At 46.0% G+C, this 17,190-nt stretch carries 16 protein-coding genes; 12 read left to right on the top strand and 4 right to left on the bottom strand.

From position 1 onward, the window contains the following. Positions 1–171: 171 nt before the first annotated feature. Positions 172–1,374 (bottom strand): tyrosine--tRNA ligase, encoded by a 1,203-nt coding sequence (tyrS, locus tag BMX05_RS10990; RefSeq protein WP_093311792.1) that lies wholly within the window; start codon positions 1,372–1,374, stop codon positions 172–174. A 226-nt stretch (positions 1,375–1,600) separates the two neighbouring features. Here tyrS and BMX05_RS10985 point away from each other — a divergent pair, with 226 nt between their 5' ends. From BMX05_RS10985 to BMX05_RS10930, 12 genes are all read left to right on the top strand, one after another. After that, positions 1,601–2,968, top strand: a complete 1,368-nt coding sequence (locus BMX05_RS10985) for a M23 family metallopeptidase (RefSeq protein WP_093311787.1) — start codon at positions 1,601–1,603, stop codon at positions 2,966–2,968. 96 nt (positions 2,969–3,064) lie between these two features. After that, the gene (locus BMX05_RS10980; RefSeq protein ID WP_093311783.1) at positions 3,065–3,502 is read left to right on the top strand and encodes a translation initiation factor; all 438 of its coding nucleotides are present in this window, start codon (positions 3,065–3,067) and stop codon (positions 3,500–3,502) included. A 7-nt stretch (positions 3,503–3,509) separates the two neighbouring features. Further along, positions 3,510–4,202, top strand: a complete 693-nt coding sequence (locus tag BMX05_RS10975; RefSeq protein ID WP_093311780.1) for a YjaG family protein — start codon at positions 3,510–3,512, stop codon at positions 4,200–4,202. Positions 4,203–4,425: 223 nt separating this feature from the next. Then, positions 4,426–5,574 (top strand): glutamine-hydrolyzing carbamoyl-phosphate synthase small subunit, encoded by a 1,149-nt coding sequence (gene carA / locus BMX05_RS10970; protein WP_093311777.1) that lies wholly within the window; start codon positions 4,426–4,428, stop codon positions 5,572–5,574. A gap of 127 nt (positions 5,575–5,701) precedes the next feature. Next, positions 5,702–8,932, top strand: coding sequence for a carbamoyl-phosphate synthase large subunit (gene carB, locus BMX05_RS10965; RefSeq protein WP_093311774.1), 3,231 nt, complete (start codon positions 5,702–5,704; stop codon positions 8,930–8,932). Continuing rightward, a complete protein-coding gene (gene greA, locus BMX05_RS10960) occupies positions 8,933–9,409 on the top strand; it encodes a transcription elongation factor GreA (protein WP_093311770.1) in 477 nt (158 codons plus the stop codon). 82 nt (positions 9,410–9,491) lie between these two features. Continuing rightward, entirely contained in the window at positions 9,492–10,445 is a 954-nt protein-coding gene (locus tag BMX05_RS10955; RefSeq protein ID WP_093311767.1) for an ATP-binding protein, read from the top strand. Positions 10,446–10,483: 38 nt separating this feature from the next. Further along, positions 10,484–10,951 carry a dUTP diphosphatase gene (gene dut / locus BMX05_RS10950; RefSeq protein WP_093311763.1) on the top strand — a complete coding sequence of 156 codons (468 nt, stop codon included), beginning with the start codon at positions 10,484–10,486 and terminating at the stop codon, positions 10,949–10,951. Positions 10,952–10,975: 24 nt separating this feature from the next. Continuing rightward, positions 10,976–12,349, top strand: coding sequence for a phosphomannomutase/phosphoglucomutase (locus tag BMX05_RS10945; RefSeq protein WP_245710709.1), 1,374 nt, complete (start codon positions 10,976–10,978; stop codon positions 12,347–12,349). A 13-nt stretch (positions 12,350–12,362) separates the two neighbouring features. Next, on the top strand, positions 12,363–12,764 hold the full coding sequence (locus BMX05_RS10940; RefSeq protein ID WP_093311754.1) for a SirB2 family protein: 402 nt from the start codon (positions 12,363–12,365) through the stop codon (positions 12,762–12,764). A 19-nt stretch (positions 12,765–12,783) separates the two neighbouring features. After that, the gene (locus BMX05_RS10935) at positions 12,784–13,377 is read left to right on the top strand and encodes a hypothetical protein (RefSeq protein WP_093311750.1); all 594 of its coding nucleotides are present in this window, start codon (positions 12,784–12,786) and stop codon (positions 13,375–13,377) included. A 59-nt stretch (positions 13,378–13,436) separates the two neighbouring features. Beyond that, on the top strand, positions 13,437–13,958 hold the full coding sequence (locus tag BMX05_RS10930; RefSeq protein ID WP_093311745.1) for a DUF501 domain-containing protein: 522 nt from the start codon (positions 13,437–13,439) through the stop codon (positions 13,956–13,958). 29 nt (positions 13,959–13,987) lie between these two features. On the opposite strand, the gene BMX05_RS10925 is transcribed toward BMX05_RS10930, so the two are convergent. From BMX05_RS10925 to aceK, 3 genes are all read right to left on the bottom strand, one after another. After that, complete coding sequence (locus BMX05_RS10925; RefSeq protein ID WP_093311741.1) at positions 13,988–14,353, bottom strand: hypothetical protein; 366 nt, start codon at positions 14,351–14,353, stop codon at positions 13,988–13,990. 864 nt (positions 14,354–15,217) lie between these two features. Continuing rightward, the gene (locus BMX05_RS10920) at positions 15,218–15,463 is read right to left on the bottom strand and encodes a TIGR03643 family protein (RefSeq protein ID WP_093311738.1); all 246 of its coding nucleotides are present in this window, start codon (positions 15,461–15,463) and stop codon (positions 15,218–15,220) included. Next, a complete protein-coding gene (aceK, locus tag BMX05_RS10915) occupies positions 15,460–17,181 on the bottom strand; it encodes a bifunctional isocitrate dehydrogenase kinase/phosphatase (protein ID WP_093311734.1) in 1,722 nt (573 codons plus the stop codon). Before aceK ends, BMX05_RS10920 begins: the two co-directional genes overlap by 4 nt. Positions 17,182–17,190 lie beyond the last annotated feature (9 nt).

Raw genomic sequence — 17,190 nt, 5'->3', positions numbered from 1 at the left:
ACACTTAGCAAAAACCCACTAGGGCTAGTCTAGCCTAGCGAACCTTGAAAACAAATAAATCTGTTTGCAAAACCCTAAGGAAAGACTTCCGCTACTTAGACGCACCTGATGGTCTCGTCCTAAGCAGCGGAGGTAGATTATACGCAGATCAAAACAGAATGCAAGGACTTTTTAGGGTTTAATATGTACACGCGCAAAACGCTTTTTACCTGCTTGGATAAGATAAGTTTTTCCAGCAGTTAACATAGCACCTTTGTCAGCGACTGCTTGATCGACTTTCACCCGCCCATTATTCAGCATATCTTTGGCTTGCGCACCATTGTTGGCCAGATCAGCACGATTTAAGATGGACGCCAACGGCAATTCGTTTTGCCCTTCTGCTTCCAAGGTGACTTCAGGCAAATCTTCTGGAATCTCACCTTCTGCTAAACGGTTACCTGCTGATTTATGCGCATTGGCGGCGGCTTCTTCTCCATGGAAACGTGCGATCAGCTCACGTGCTAAAATCGCTTTAATATCTCGTGGATTGGCACCCTGCTCCACATCCGCTTGTAAGGCTTGAATCTCTTCCATAGGTTTAAAAGAAAGCAACTCAAAATAACGCCAAATCAAGGCATCTGGCATAGAAAGTAATTTAGTAAACATTTCGCCTGGTTTGTCATTAATCCCCACATAGTTACCTAAGGATTTGGACATTTTTTGCACTCCGTCCAAACCTTCCAAGATAGGCATAGTCAGCACGACTTGAGGCTCTTGGCCAAAATGCTTTTGTAATTCGCGTCCCATCAAGAGGTTAAACTTTTGATCCGTTCCCCCCAGCTCAACATCCGCTTGTAAGGCTACTGAGTCATACCCCTGCACTAAAGGGTATAAAAACTCATGAATGGCAATAGGCTGTTGGCCTTGATAGCGTTTTTCGAAATCATCTCGTTCTAACATGCGCGCGACCGTCGTTTGCGCCGCCAGCTCGATCATTTGTGCAGCAGAAAGCTGGTTCATCCACTCAGAGTTAAAAGCCACTCGGGTTTTTGCTGGATCTAAAATCTTAAAAACCTGTTCTTTATAAGTCGCTGCATTTGCCAACACATCGTCTTCACTGAGGGGTTTGCGAGTGACATTTTTACCCGTAGGATCGCCGATACGTCCGGTAAAATCTCCAATTAGAAAAATCACTTCGTGACCTAGTTGTTGGAATTGACGCAACTTATTAATCAGCACAGTATGCCCTAAATGTAAATCAGGCGCTGTGGGATCAAAACCGGCTTTGATACGTAAAGGACGGTTTTGCTCTAACTTACGCACTAATTCTTCTTCTACCAGAATTTCATTTGCGCCGCGTTTGATAAGTGCCAATGCGTCAGCTACAGAACTCATGCAAGCTTTACCTCAGTGATTACAGTGGATTTGTCTAAAGACTTCTAAAAGATGCACGTTAGCTCACACGAACGCACATGCATCTGTCAGCAGAAGTCAGTAAAATGGCGCAGAGTATAGCATTTACACCAGCTAGAGGCTGCTTTCTGCCGCAGGCTTTTATTCGCCTGTAGCAAGACTGGCTAGCTGTCACTTTATACATACAACGACTAGAAGAATTAGGATCATGAGCACAACACACACACAAGCACCAAAACGCCTTAAAAAGCGCCATTTGGCGCTCGCTTCAGCCGTGGCTTCTGTTGCAGGGATTTTTATGCTCGGGTTGCCCTTGCAAGAGGTCGCCGCCAAGCGTATCGAACTTCCTTTAGAGATGGAGTTAAGCGACCGCGCACAAGAATGGTTACCCAGCTTAAACCAAACCACCGCCAGCACGCGGGAAAAAATGATAGACATTCAAGGTGGCGATACCCTAGCAGCTGTGTTTGAGCGTGCAGGCGTCGGTGTCGGCCAAATGTATCAAATGCTGAGCTTTTTAAGTACGGAAGAGAAAAAAATCATCACAGATCTGCATCCTGATCATAAGCTGCATTTCCAACTCGATCCAGAAACTGACAAGCTGCTAGCCCTCCGCCTAGAACGCTCCCCAATTGATAGCACCCTGATTACTTACCATAAAGAAGATCAAGCTTACCAAGTCAGCGATTTAACCCGCGAACCTGAATACCACTTTGCCTATAAAGAAGGCACGATCGAAAGCACCTTATTTAGTGCTGGAGAGCGTGCAGGCCTCACGCGCGCCACCATGATGAGGCTGGCAGAGATTTTTGCTTGGGATATTGATTTTGCTTTAGATATCCGTCCTGGCGATACCTTCCGCGTGGTTTATCGTGAGGAGTTTGTCGATGGCTACAAATACCGTGATGGCGATATTCTCGTTGCCCAAGTGACGATTCAAGGACAAACCTATACCGGCATCCGCTATCAAGATAGTCAAGATGAAATTGCCTATTACACCCCTGAAGGCAAAAGTATGCGTAAGGCCTTCTTACGTAACCCTGTTGATTTCTATCGTATTAGCTCCAATTTTCAGCCAGAACGTTATCACCCTGTCTTAGGTGTGAAGCGTCCGCACCGTGGTGTCGATTTTGCTGCTTCTATAGGCACCCCGATTAAATCGGTTGGTAAAGGCAAAATTGTTTCTCTTGGCTGGAAAGGTGGTTATGGGCGTACGGTCGTTATTCAACACGGTGGCCAATACTCAACCCTTTATGCACACATGAGTCGCTATCAAAAAGGACTGAAAGCAGGGGATTCAGTGAAACAAGGCCAAGTCATAGGTTATGTTGGTAAATCCGGTTTAGTGACAGGCCCGCACTTGCACTACGAACTCCGCGTCAATGGTGTGCACAAAAACCCACGGACAGTCGAATTACCCAAAGCCGAACCTATCGCAGCCGCCGAGAAAACACGTTTTCTACGCTATAGCGAAAGTATGATGTCCAGCATTCAAGGCTATGCACTCGCCTCTCAACTTGCGCAGGCACATGCTCAATTGATGGCCACCAAGGGCAGAGAGGAACAAACCCTTTAACTATGTTTGGTTTGCCTCGACTATGTTTGCCTCGCTCAAGCGAGCGGGGTCCAAGCGACAACAAGATTCTTTTTGATCTTTAGGATGTTATTGCGCATGTCTTCTTGGAAAGATCAGCTACAAAGTTTAACTGGTTATACGTCATCAACAGACGCTAGCTCACAAACAAAAACGACAGCCCGTGGTGTCTATGCGACAGATGCAGGCACTTTATGCCCAGATTGCCAGACACCCTTAGCCGCTTGCCAATGTCAACAGCTGGCACAAGCGCAACGTCTTGCTGCCTGCGATGGTACTGTGCGCTTAAGTTATGAAACCAAAGGCCGCAAAGGCAAGGGCGTGACCTGTATTCGCGATTTGCCTTTAGAAGATGCCGCACTTAAAACCCTATGCAGCCGCCTTAAAAAGGTCTGTGGCACAGGTGGCAGTTTGCATGCGGATGGACATATAGAATTGCAAGGTGATAAGCGCACATCTATCGAACAGTGGCTACAAACCCATTATCCTTGGCCGATTCAACGTGTAGGAGGCTAAGCCCCTGATGACGCAGAGTAAAACTAAAAAAACCACCTTACCCAAGCCTCCCAGTTTCAACCAGAGCTTACGCCTGTTAGCACCCTGGCAACAAGTTGCCTTTGCGGCTTGCCTGAGTCAACGCATGCTGCCTAATTACTTGTTATTTGCTGAGAATCTCGCGCAGCTTTTACCTGAAAACTACTCGCCCCAGCAAGCCCAAGGCGCATGCGAGCAAGCACAACAACTGATGGACCTGATTTGGCAAGTCCAATTACATCCACAAACCCGCATTAATATAGAAGCACAACAAGAAAAGCTAGAAGCTTTGATGCCAGATCCTCAAAGCTTTACCTGCTATGGTGTGTACCCAGCACTTGATGCGCTCATGGGGCTCAGTACCACTTTAGGGCTTTTAGAACAAGCAGATGCTGATGAAGTCGTGCGCATGAGCCGTTTATCTCGTGCTTGTGTCTATCAACTGCTTGAGATGGAATTTACCTCAGTTTCTGAGTTAGATCCCCAAAGTGATGCAGGTCAGCAGGCACTTAAAACCTGGATACGTCAACAAGATCTCATGCAGGAAGAAGAGGCTTTCCAAGATGAAGTTTTGGCACAATTGCAAGCATGCCAACAAGCCAGTAAAGCCTTTTATAGGCGTTTGCGCACCTTGGGCGAAAACCAAGGCATTAGCAATTTAGGGATCAGTTTAGCTGATTAAAGCAGCGGCTTAGCTAGATTCCCGCGACAAGTCTGCGGCCAACGGTGGACAAAGACTAGGGAATTAACCTAAAATGTTACGGATTACTGGCTAAAATTTATGTCAGAATCGCCTACCTAATTCTATAGCGGGATGGAGCCATCTAGTTCCATCTCGCTTTTTTGCACCTGATTCAATACCTAAGCATTCAGCCATAAGCGCTCGTGACGGGAGGAGGCAAACCTTGACTAAAGCAGCCATTTTGGCCCTGGAAGATGGCAGTATATTCCACGGGACCGCCATAGGTAGTGAGGGTCAGACATGTGGTGAACTTGTGTTCAACACCTCGATGACCGGCTATCAAGAAATACTCACAGACCCCTCCTACACCCGCCAGATTGTGACGCTCACTTATCCGCATATCGGCAATACAGGCACTAATGCTGAAGATGTTGAATCAGCTCATGTCTGCGCTGCGGGTCTTGTGATTCGTGATTTACCACTTCTTGCCAGCAACTGGCGCAACCAGCAACCCCTTGATGCCTACTTACAGGCACACCAAATCGTTGCTATTGCCGATATAGATACACGTCGCCTTACACGTATTTTGCGTGATAAAGGCGCACAAAGTGCCTGCATTCTTGCCGGTGAAGCTGCCTTAGCAGCCGATGCCAGCGAACAAGCACTGGCGCAAGCCCGGAGTTTTGGTGGTTTAAAAGGACTAGACCTCGCTAAAGAAGTCACCACAGCACAAACTTACACTTGGCAGCAAGGTGAGTGGGATTTAGCCTCCGGTTATCAACAGCAAGATGCTCAACAGCAAAGTTTCCATGTCGTCGCCTATGATTATGGCGTGAAATACAATATTTTGCGCATGTTGGCACAACGCGGTTGCCGCCTGACCGTGGTACCTGCAAAAACTCCCGCCGAGGAAGTCCTCGCGCTTAATCCAGATGGTATTTTCCTTTCTAATGGCCCTGGTGATCCCGAGCCGTGCGATTACGCCATTCAAGCCATCAAAACCCTGCTGGAGCAAACCAATCTACCGATTTTCGGGATTTGTTTGGGCCACCAATTGTTAGCGCTCGCTTCAGGTGCTCGTACTTCGAAAATGAAGTTTGGCCATCATGGTGCAAACCACCCTGTACAGGATTTGCACACTGGACAAGTCTTAATTACCAGCCAAAACCACGGTTTTGCGGTAGATGAAGACAGTTTGCCCGCCAATTTGCAAGCGACCCATAAATCCTTATTTGATGGTTCCTTGCAAGGGATAGAACGCACTGATAAACCTGCGTTTAGCTTCCAAGGTCACCCAGAAGCCAGCCCAGGGCCACATGATGTTGCCCCCTTATTTGATCGTTTTATCGCTCTGATGCAACAAGGCCGCTAAGACGCCGACTTGCTTAAGGCGTATCTGTACACTTGTGTTGCGCTTTTGGTGCACAAGTGTACTTTAATCCGTATTTCAGATTAGCCGTTCCTGCTTGCAGGCTTTCACACAAGGTTGCGAACTAGCCATGCCAAAACGTACCGACATTCAAAGCATTTTGATTTTAGGCGCTGGACCTATCGTCATAGGTCAAGCCTGTGAATTTGACTACTCCGGCGCGCAAGCCTGTAAAGCGCTGCGTGAGGAAGGGTATCGCGTGATTTTGGTGAATTCCAATCCCGCGACCATTATGACAGATCCCGCAATGGCCGATGCTACCTATATCGAGCCAATTACTTGGGAAGCGGTCGAAAAAATTATTGAACAAGAACGTCCTAGCGCCTTGCTGCCGACCATGGGCGGACAAACTGCGCTCAACTGTGCACTCGATTTAGAAAAACATGGTGTCCTAGCCAAATATGGCGTGGAAATGATCGGTGCCAATGCCGACACCATTGATAAAGCGGAAAACCGCGATCGTTTCGACAAAGCCATGCGTAATATTGGCCTTGAGTGTCCGCGCGCTTCGATTGCCCACTCGATGCAAGAAGCTTGGCAAGTCCTAGAAGATATCGGCTTTCCTTGTATTATTCGCCCTTCGTTCACCATGGGTGGCACAGGCGGTGGTATTGCTTACAATAAGGAAGAGTTCGAAGAAATTTGCCAACGCGGCTTGGACTTATCCCCGACCAATGAGCTGTTAATTGATGAATCCCTCATTGGTTGGAAAGAATACGAAATGGAAGTGGTCCGCGATAAAAAAGACAATTGCATTATCGTGTGTGCCATCGAAAACTTCGATCCTATGGGCGTGCACACAGGGGACTCCATCACAGTTGCACCAGCACAAACCCTGACAGATAAAGAATACCAAATCATGCGGAACGCCTCTTTGGCAGTTTTGCGTGAAATTGGCGTAGAAACCGGTGGTTCCAACGTACAATTTGGGATCTGCCCTGATACAGGCCGAATGGTCGTTATCGAGATGAATCCTCGGGTCTCTCGTTCTTCGGCTTTAGCCTCTAAAGCGACGGGCTTCCCGATTGCGAAGGTAGCCGCTAAGTTGGCCGTTGGTTACACACTCGATGAGCTACAAAATGACATTACCGGCGGCGCCACCCCTGCGTCGTTTGAGCCTTCGATTGATTATGTGGTCACCAAAATCCCACGTTTCACTTTCGAAAAATTCCCGCAAGCTAATGACCGCCTCACCACCCAGATGAAATCTGTGGGTGAAGTCATGGCGATTGGGCGCACTTTCCAAGAATCTCTCCAAAAAGCACTTCGTGGCTTGGAAGTTGGCGTCGTGGGCTTGGACCCTAAATTTGATAGCTTTGACGAAGAAAACCTGACCCAACTCAAAGGTGAATTAACCAGCCCTGGCGCAGAGCGGATTTGGTTCCTCGCTGATGCCTTCCGTGCTGGCTTAAGCATGCAGGAGATTTTCAACCTCACCAAAATTGATCCTTGGTTTTTGGTGCAACTGGAAGACTTAGTCAAAGATGAAGCCCAAGTCGCTAAATCCAGTTTGGCCGATTTGGATTACGAGCGCTTATGGCGTCTTAAGCGTAAAGGTTTCTCCGATGCACGCTTAGCTAACCTGATGGGTGTCGCTGAAAAAGAAGTGCGCCGTTTGCGTCATAAACTCAACGTACGTCCTGTGTATAAGCGTGTCGATACCTGTGCTGCAGAATTTGCCACCAGTACCGCTTACATGTACTCCACGTACGAAGAAGAATGCGAAGCCCAGCCCAGCCAGCGTGATAAAATTATGGTGCTTGGTGGCGGCCCGAATCGGATTGGCCAAGGGATAGAGTTCGATTATTGTTGTGTGCATGCAGCCCTTGCCATGCGTGATGACGGTTATGAAACCTTAATGGTCAACTGTAACCCTGAAACCGTTTCTACCGATTATGACACCTCAGATCGCTTGTATTTCGAGCCTGTCACTTTAGAAGATGTACTGGAAATCGTCGATAAAGAACAACCTAAAGGCGTGATTGTCCAATTTGGCGGACAAACACCGCTGAAATTAGCACGTGAATTAGAAGCCGCTGGCGTCAATATTATTGGCACCACACCAGATGCGATTGACCGCGCAGAAGACCGTGAACGTTTCCAGCAGATGATCGAAAAGCTGGGACTTAAGCAACCCCCTAATGCCACGGCGCGTAGCTTAGATGAAGCTTTAGCGAAAGCGCGTGAAATTGGCTTCCCACTGGTCGTACGTCCTTCTTATGTACTGGGCGGACGTGCAATGGAAATTGTATATGGTGAAGATGAGTTAGAGCGTTATATGACCAATGCGGTCAAGGTCTCTAATGACTCACCTGTGCTACTCGATCACTTCCTTAATGCCGCAGTTGAAGTCGACATTGATGCGGTTTCTGATGGCAAAGAAGTGGTGATCGGCGGCATTATGCAGCACATTGAACAAGCTGGGGTTCACTCAGGTGATTCAGCTTGTTCACTGCCGCCTTACAGCCTACCTGCGGATGTCCAAGACCAAATGCGCGAGCAGGTCAAACGCATGGCAGTGGAATTAGGCGTTGTAGGCTTGATGAATGTACAGCTGGCATGGCAAGATGGCGAAATCTACGTGATCGAAGTTAATCCACGCGCATCACGTACTGTGCCTTTCGTGTCTAAATGTATCGGAGCTTCCTTAGCTCAGGTAGCAGCACGTTGTATGGCTGGCACCTCACTCGCCGAACAAAGCTTCACTCAAGAAATCCTTCCCCAACACTTTAGCGTAAAAGAAGCTGTCTTCCCCTTTAATAAATTCCAAGGGGTCGACCCTATTTTAGGACCGGAAATGAAATCCACCGGTGAAGTGATGGGAAGTGGTAGCACTTTTGCAGAAGCCTTCTTTAAGGCGCAGCTCGGTGCAGGTGAACGCCTACCACAAAGTGGTACTGCTTTTATTTCGGTGCGTGAAGTGGATAAAACAGGTGCAGTGGAAGTTGCCGCAACCTTGCATAAATTAGGCTTCCAACTGGTGGCAACCCGTGGCACGGCAAAAGTGATCACAGATGCAGGCATTCCAGTGGAAGTCGTTAACAAGGTTGCTGAAGGACGTCCCCATATTGTGGATAAGTTGAAAAATGATCAAATTGATTACATTGTCAACACCACAGAAGGGCGTCAAGCCATTGCAGATTCATCCATTATCCGCCGTACTGCGCTGCAACACAAAGTGCCTTATACCACCACTTTGGCAGGAGCACGCGCAGTTTGCTTGGCATTAGAATATGGCCAAGAGATCCAAGTACGGCGATTGCAAGATATTCATGCACAAGCTAAACAGGTTAGAAATTAAATGAATCGAGTCCCTATGACGCCTGCAGGTGAAGCTCACCTGCGCAAAGAACTAGAAGAGCTTAAAAATGTCGAGCGTCCACAAGTGATTGAGGCGATTGCTGAAGCACGTGAACACGGCGATCTCAAAGAAAACGCCGAATATCACGCCGCACGCGAGCGCCAAGGCTTTATTGAAGGCCGGATTCAAGATATTGAGTCCAAGCTTTCTGCCGCTCAAGTGATTGATGTCACCAAAATTGCCTACACAGGCCGAGTGATTTTTGGGGTGACGGTAGATTTGCTGCATCTGGATACAGACAATCAGGTGAAATATCAGATTGTTGGTGAAGATGAAGCGGACTTCGATCAAGGGAAAATTTCGGTTTCTTCCCCGATTGCACGCGCTTTGATTGGTAAAGAAGAAGGGGATGTGGTCGTTGTACAAACCCCACGTGGTGGTGTGGAATACGAAATTCTCACTGTTGCCCATCTTTAATTCATATCTCGCTCATGTAAACTCACACCCTAAGCGCCCGATTCAACGGGCGTTTTTTGTGTCGTTTTTGGAGAAAATCAACATGGGTAAAAAACATCACACCAAGGATAAAAAAAAAATATCCAAGCCTCGTCTGAAATTCGCATGGGCTCAGCGTTGCGAACGTTTGTTACAAGTTTTAGAAGCGCGCTGGCTCCCTCAAACCCCACAAGCGATTGACTGGCACACGACTTGGGCCGCAACTTGGGATGCACAGGCAGGCCAACTTGTGCGCTTAATGCCGGCGACAGATGCACCTGGTTTTGATTTGCACGATTTAATTGGTATTGATCACGCCAAGGCCAGAGTCGAGCAAAATACCCGCCAATTTCTTGCGGGTCTTCCTGCCAACAATGTCTTGTTATGGGGGAGTCGCGGTACAGGGAAATCCTCCTTAATTCGTGCCCTCTTATATACTTTTGCTGCGCAAGGCTTACGCGTTTTACAAGTTGAAAAAGAACAGCTTGCTGATTTACATCAGATGCTTGCGCAACTTCCGTCAACCCCATGGCGCTTTATTATTTACACAGATGATTTGTCCTTTGAGCAAGGTGATCTTGCTTATAAACCGTTAAAAAGCCTGCTAGATGGCAGTTTAAGCGGCCATTATGAACAGGTGCTTTTGTATGCAACCTCAAACCGCCGCCATTTGGTGCCTGAGCACATGCAGGATAATCAAGCCAGCAAGGTGATTGAAGGCGAGTTGCATTATGCGGATGCGATTGAAGAAAAAATCGCTCTTTCCGATCGCTTCGGATTATGGATCTCTTTTTATCCTTTTAGCCAAGAAACTTATCTTGCCGCCGCCCAGCATTGGTTACAAAAACTTGCGCTTCAATATCAAGTGTCGATTCCTTGGGATCAAGAAGCTCGCACCCAAGCTTTGCGCTTTGCCCAATTAAAAGGCCATCGCAGCGGCCGTACGGCTTGGCAGTTTGCACGCCACTATTTAGGACAGCAAGCATTAGGCCAGCAAGCACTTGAACAAACAACCTAAGCCTTATTCCAATCTTTTTACTTTTGCAGAGAAATCGCATGCAAGCGCAATCCATTCCCCTCCAAGTTAAAATTCTTGATCCGCGTTTAGGTGCGGAATTTCCTTTACCCAGTTATGCCACGGCTGGCTCCGCAGGGTTAGATTTGCGTGCACTCATGGATGCACCTTTAACCCTAGAGGCAGGTCAAAGTGAACTGATAGGAACAGGGATCGCAATGTATATCCAAGATCCCCAATATGCAGGTTTAATTTTACCGCGTTCAGGTTTAGGCCATAAACACGGCTTGGTGTTAGGTAATCTAGTCGGGCTAGTGGACGCGGATTACCAAGGCGAAATTAAGATTTCTTTATGGAATCGCAGCCAGCAAGCTTATAGGGTGCAACCGGGGGAACGTATTGCCCAATATGTGCTGGTGCCGGTTTTACATGCACAGATGCATTTTGTGGAAACCTTTACTGATTCGGAGCGGGGCACTGATGGCTTTGGTAGTACAGGCCGCCATTAATTTTGATCAATGAGAGAGGCTCTTATGCTCACAGAATCTATTTTTCGTGCTTATGATATTCGCGGTATCGTTGGCCAAAGTTTGTTTGTTGAAGGTGTCTATCAAATCGGCCAAGCCCTTGGCAGTGAATGTTTGGCCCGTGGTGATCAGAGTTTATTAGTCGCCCGTGATGGACGCTTATCTGGCCCAGAGATGGCACAAGCCTTAATCCAAGGGATACGTGCAACGGGCTGTCATGTGATTGATATTGGCCAAGTGCCCACACCTGTCCTCTATTTTGCAGCTGCTACTCATACACACACCCGCTCTGGGGTGATGATTACCGGCAGTCATAACCCACCGGATTACAATGGTTTTAAAATTGTACTCCGAGGGGAAACCCTCTATGGTGACCAGATCCGTGCCCTTTATACGCGGATTTGCCAGCAAGATTTGACACAAGGCACAGGTGAATATCAAACCCTGGATATACGTGAAACCTACCTACAAGACGTATGCACGCGTTTGCAGCTCGAACGTCCATTAAAGGTGGTTTTAGATTCAGGCAATGGGGTCACAGGCGAACTTGCACCCGAGTTATTCCGTCGTTTAGGTTGTGAAGTCATTGCACTTCATAGTGAAATTGATGGCCGTTTTCCTAATCATCATCCAGATCCTGGCAAGTTAGAAAATCTACAAGATCTCCTTGAGGAGGTCTCGCGGACCCAAGCGGATATCGGTTTAGCTTTCGATGGTGATGGCGATCGCGTTGGGATTGTCACCCCTCAAGGTGAGGTCATTTATCCAGATCGTTTACTGATGATGTTTGCGGATGAAGTTTTAGCCCAAGTGCCTCATGGCTTAATTCTGTACGATGTTAAATGCACCCACAGAGTTAAAGAGCGTGTACAAGCAGCCGGCGGACAGGCACGCATGATCCCAACGGGGCATTCTTTAGTCAAAGCAGAAATGAAGCGCACCCAAGCCCTATTAGCCGGCGAAATGAGTGGACACATTTTCTTTCAAGAAAATTGGTATGGCTTTGATGATGGTTTATATGCTGGCGCACGTTTTTTACGCCTACTTGCTGCCAGCGATCAGGATGCAGACACCTTAATTAGCACTTATCCCCAAGATCCAAGTACCCCAGAAATTAATGTCACGGTGACAGAAGATAATAAATTTGCCTTGATTGAGCGCTTGGCCGCACAAGGGGACTTTACGGGTGGTGACGTCACCTTGATTGATGGGGTACGCGTTGATTATGAGGATGCTTGGGGCCTATGCCGTGCATCCAACACAACGCCTATGCTGGTTTTAAGATTTGAAGGTAAAACACCTGAAGCATTAGCCCGTGTACAAGCACATTTTCGTCAACAGCTTGCCCAACTTGATGCGAGTTTAACTTTAAATTTCTAAATGAGATCAATACGTGAGCTATTTAGCTATTAAACATCTACATATTAGCCTAGTGGTGTTAAGCCTAGGTTTTTTTGGGCTACGTGGGTTATGGATGCTCACAGATTCCTCGTGGTTAAAACGCCCCTGGGTGCGTTGGTTACCTCATGTCATTGATACAGGCTTACTCCTTTCTGCTCTAGCCTTGTGTCTCTATCTTCAACAATATCCTTTTGTACAAACTTGGCTCACTGCCAAAGTACTGGGTTTGCTCGTCTATATCGGTTTTGGCATAGTCGCATTACGCCCTAACTTGCCTCGGCCTATGAAAGTCAGTGCGCTTATTTGCGCAATGTTGAGCGTCTTTTATATTTTAGGCGTTGCGATTTGGCATCATCCCGCATCTTGGGGCATGTTATGGTTCGCTGCACCTTAATTTTTACAGGATTTTTGTTATGCGTTTAGAATATGTTTGGACTCAAGATGAGTACCTTAAAGCCAATAACTACCATTACGAAGTTGGCCCAGATCGTAAACGCCGCCAAGTGATTACTTGGGTCATTGGTGGCACTCTAATAGCCACTTTATTATTTAATATCATATATAATGGCTATAATAAGCTCGATCCCGTACCAGAGGGTTTTTTTGCTTTAATCCAAGCAATTGTTGAACAAGGATTTGAGCAACATTATGCCTTATTAATTATTTTGCTCATTTATTGGTTTACCTTAAGACGCTGGTTGCAAAATAAAATGCTGGGACGTCAATTTAAACGTTCACCAGAGCAGAACAAACGCATTTACTGGGATATTACTGACGAGGACCTGAAAGGTTGGACCGAAGGCAATCAGCCAGGTCCTGTACAATGGTCGGCATTAACTCGTGTTGTACGCGTTAGTGAAGGTTTCTTATTCTATCAAGGCCCTATGTTTATTTGGATGCCTAATAAATCAATTCAAGAAGATACGGGCGCTGATGGTTTAGCTGAGTTAATTCAACGCCATGTTGCTTTATATGATGACCGTAGTCATTATGCTTTAAGTGACTAAACTAACTTAGGCTACCTTTGAGGTAGCCTTTTCTTTTCACCTGATCTGATATTTAAGTTATGCATACTTGTGTTAATTATCCGCCCAGTGCGCAAGATTTACAGATTATTGAACAACAAATTGGTCGCCCACCGAAAGGCATCCATTCCATTGCGGCGATTGATGGCGAAGGCACGCCCCTCGTTTTGCGTATGCATTCTGTGGTTGATCACCAACCATTTCCTACCTTGTATTGGCTCACCTCGCCACTTCTTAAAAAAGAATTAAGCCATATTGAAAGCCGTGGCCTGATTAAAGTGTGGGAAGATGAGTTACAAGCAGACCCAGAGTTATTAGCTGAATATCACGCCAGCCATCAAGATTATATTCGCCAGCGTTGGCATTTTATGTCTGCACAAGACAAGGTTTGGATCCAAAACCAGCAACTTACAGAGTTATTTACCCAACGAGGTATAGGTGGTATCGCCAATTGGCAGCAAATCCGTTGTTTACATACCCAGTATGCACATCACTTGTGCGGTGATAATGTGATAGGACGTAGACTAGATCAAAAGTTTGCCATTGCTGATTATCTGCCTTGATCTATCCCGCCCCAAAGGGCGGGCCAAAATTACACGAGAGACCAGCCACCACGCTGACTTTTTTGACGATCTTGCATATATTCTTTAATAAAATTAAGGCTTTGGCTTTCAATATGATCATAAACCATATCAACGCCAAAGCTGGTACCCGAAGATAAAAGCACTGAATAGCTCACATGCCCTTTCAGGGCAAGCAAGCGACGCGCGCCTTTATGAAAGGCATATACTTGTACCCGCAAAACTTCTTTTTCTTTCAAATATTCACTAATTTCAAAGTTAATATCTGTTGTACAGATTGTGCGGGTATGCGCCCAGTAGTGCTTGCCATTGGCACGAGTGACTCTGGCTTTCCAATAAGCGGTGACATAACGCGGTTGCGCTGTGGACGAAGGCACAAGTAGTTACTCCTTGTTGAATAAGATAGTTTAGCAAAAATCACGCAAGGCTTGTGATACTTGCCCAACGGATTAACCACCTAGGGTGAGTCAAGCGCAGCGAAACTCATCTAACTGTGCGGCCAAGGCTTTGACCTGATGGGTATTGTGATTTATCAGCACTATACCTAGGATCAAGGTGGTACTCGGGTCACTTACCCCATCCTACTTTGCTTATGCTGCTTATATTTAAACTTTCGGTTATCGCCCGACTGACACAAAAGGCAAACCATAAGAGTACGGCACTCAATCGTGCAATACCTGTGTTCAGCATAGAATTTCAAATGATTCACTAGGGTACGCACCCTCAACTTTAGTGAGCATACGGTGACTAGGTGGATATGGTTTATTTGGTCAGCTCGCAGTATAAGCATCCCAGTATAAAACGCCAAGACCAAGACAAACCCCAAAACTTGACTGCATCGAGCAAGGACAAGCCTAAGAAACAGCACATCACAGAAAGCTTGGTTAAAGTGTCCTTAATAACAGGATCCAAAGTCATAGCGTAAAACTTGTAAAAAATCACAAGCAAATAAAGTTTTTTATGACCTGATTTATCTTTACAGAGCTTGTCCAAGCAGTCGATAAATGCATTTTATTTGGGAATCTCATCTTTAAGTACGCATATCATAATTAATAAATTTCAGGCAATACAATAAATGACTGACTCAGGGTTGGCACTTAAAAAGATTAAACGACTTAATATAACAGCAGCCACCAATTCCAGTCATTACTTGCCTTAATATCACAAGGTTACCAAGTTTCACTAGCTTACTGGGGTATATCACTGACAATTATCTTGTTGGTGCTAATATCGCTTAATTACTAGCGCTTATACTGTCCAGGCGCATAAGCGCGTATCACATCCACAGGGCGCAAAGCTTGATGCTTGGTTTTACGTCCACTCACGCGCTGGCGCCATAAACGAAAGCTGCTTGGCTTAAGTTGACGGCGCATCAGTTGGATCACTTGCGCTTCGCTTAAACCATGCTGATGTTCAATCGCTTCAAATGGGGTACGATCTTCCCAAGCCATTTCAATAATGCGTGAAGTACGGGCATCAAGTGTCATAGGATTTCTTCCAAAAATCTAAATCTTTGTTGGGCAGGATAAGGATAAACATCAAGCAACTGGCCTGCATGAATTGCATCTTGCACACTGCGCCAATAACTGGCTTGAAAAAGCTGTGCATGTTCTTGCTGAAATATACGTCGATGTTGCGGGTCCCGAAACAAAAAGGTCGCAAACTCTTCCGGAAATACATCATTTGGTGCCACAGAATACCAAGGCTCAGCGGCGAGTTCATCTTCTGGGAAACGAGGTTCAGGGATTTCACGGAAATTCATCTCTGTTAAATCACTGATTTCATCATAATCATAAAACACCACACGTCCATGACGCGTTACACCAAAGTTTTTTAACAACATATCACCCGGAAAAATATTCGCTGCAGCAAGCTGTTTAATCGCGCGTCCATAATCTTGCAAAATAGCGACTGTTTCCTTTGCATTGGCTTGTTGCAAATAAAGATTCAGCGGAATCATGCGCCTTTCTGTCCATAAATGATGGATTAATACCTGATCGCCCTGCACCTCGACAGTTGATGGCGCAACATCTAAGAGTTCTTGTAAGCATTCAGGGGCAAAGCGACTGACAGGAAAACAAAAATTGGAAAATTCTTGCGTGTCCGCCATACGCCCGACACGGTCAAGACGTTTTACAAGCGCATACTTGGCTTTGACTGTCGCCTTGCTAACTTCTTTAGGCGGTGCAAACTTATCTTTAATAATTTTAAAGACACTATTAAAGCCGGGTAAGGTAAATACACTCATCACCATACCTTTTACACCAGCAGCCATCACAAATTGGTCTGAGGTATGCGCCAAGTGACTTAATAAGCTGCGGTAAAACTCAGTTTTACCATGTTTATAAAAACCGATAGCTGTGTAAAGTTCTGCTGTTTCTTTATTTGGCATCAGTTGTTTTAAGAAAGCCACAAATTCCGCCGGAATAGGTACATCAACCATAAAATAAGAGCGCGTAAAAGAAAATACAATAGAAACTTGTTCAGGGTCGATGATTAAGGTGTCCACAAAAACACCCTGAGATTCTGCATGTACCAAAGGCAAAACTAAAGGGATACTATGGCCACCACTTAAGATTCGTCCAACTAAATAAGCACCTTTATTACGATAAAAAACCGTATGCAACATCTGCACATCTAAATAAGGATCTGCCAAGATATATGAGGGTAAAGATTCAATAAGGGAACTTTCTATAAATTGGCAATCTTCTTGCAAATTAAAAAAGGGCACTCCTAAGGAATAGCTTGTTAATATCGTTTGAAAAAGTGCCGCAAAACCTGTTTGTTGACGTAAATAACTTCGTGTTAGCGGAATGTGAGAATGCGCTTGTATTGGGCGTGGTTCTGCATCAACAAAAATCGCTTGATTATTAATCCCCGCGTGTGCAAATAAATGGCAGTAAACCGAATTAAACCAAGTTTCTGCTAATTCAGCATCTAAACGCGTGCTTAGCATCTGGCGATAAACCTGTTTTAGATCTGGCCAGATAGCAACCTGATGCGCCAAAGCGGGTAAGTGTGCACAGGTAGATTTTATTCTGGTTTCATATAAATCAATGCGTTCAGCAGATGCCTGTTGCATAGCTTGCCAATGGGCTTGCGCAAAATATTGCGGGGCATCTTGAGTTATCTGACGAAAACGAAAACGGTAATCATCAAAGCCTTGTAAAAGATGGTGCGCTAAGGTTTGCAAATCTTGCTGCATTAATCTCGC

This window comes from Allopseudospirillum japonicum (assembly GCF_900108915.1).
GTDB classification, from domain to species: domain Bacteria; phylum Pseudomonadota; class Gammaproteobacteria; order Pseudomonadales; family Halomonadaceae; genus Pseudospirillum; species Pseudospirillum japonicum.
This window is presented reverse-complemented; position numbering and strand designations above follow the sequence as displayed.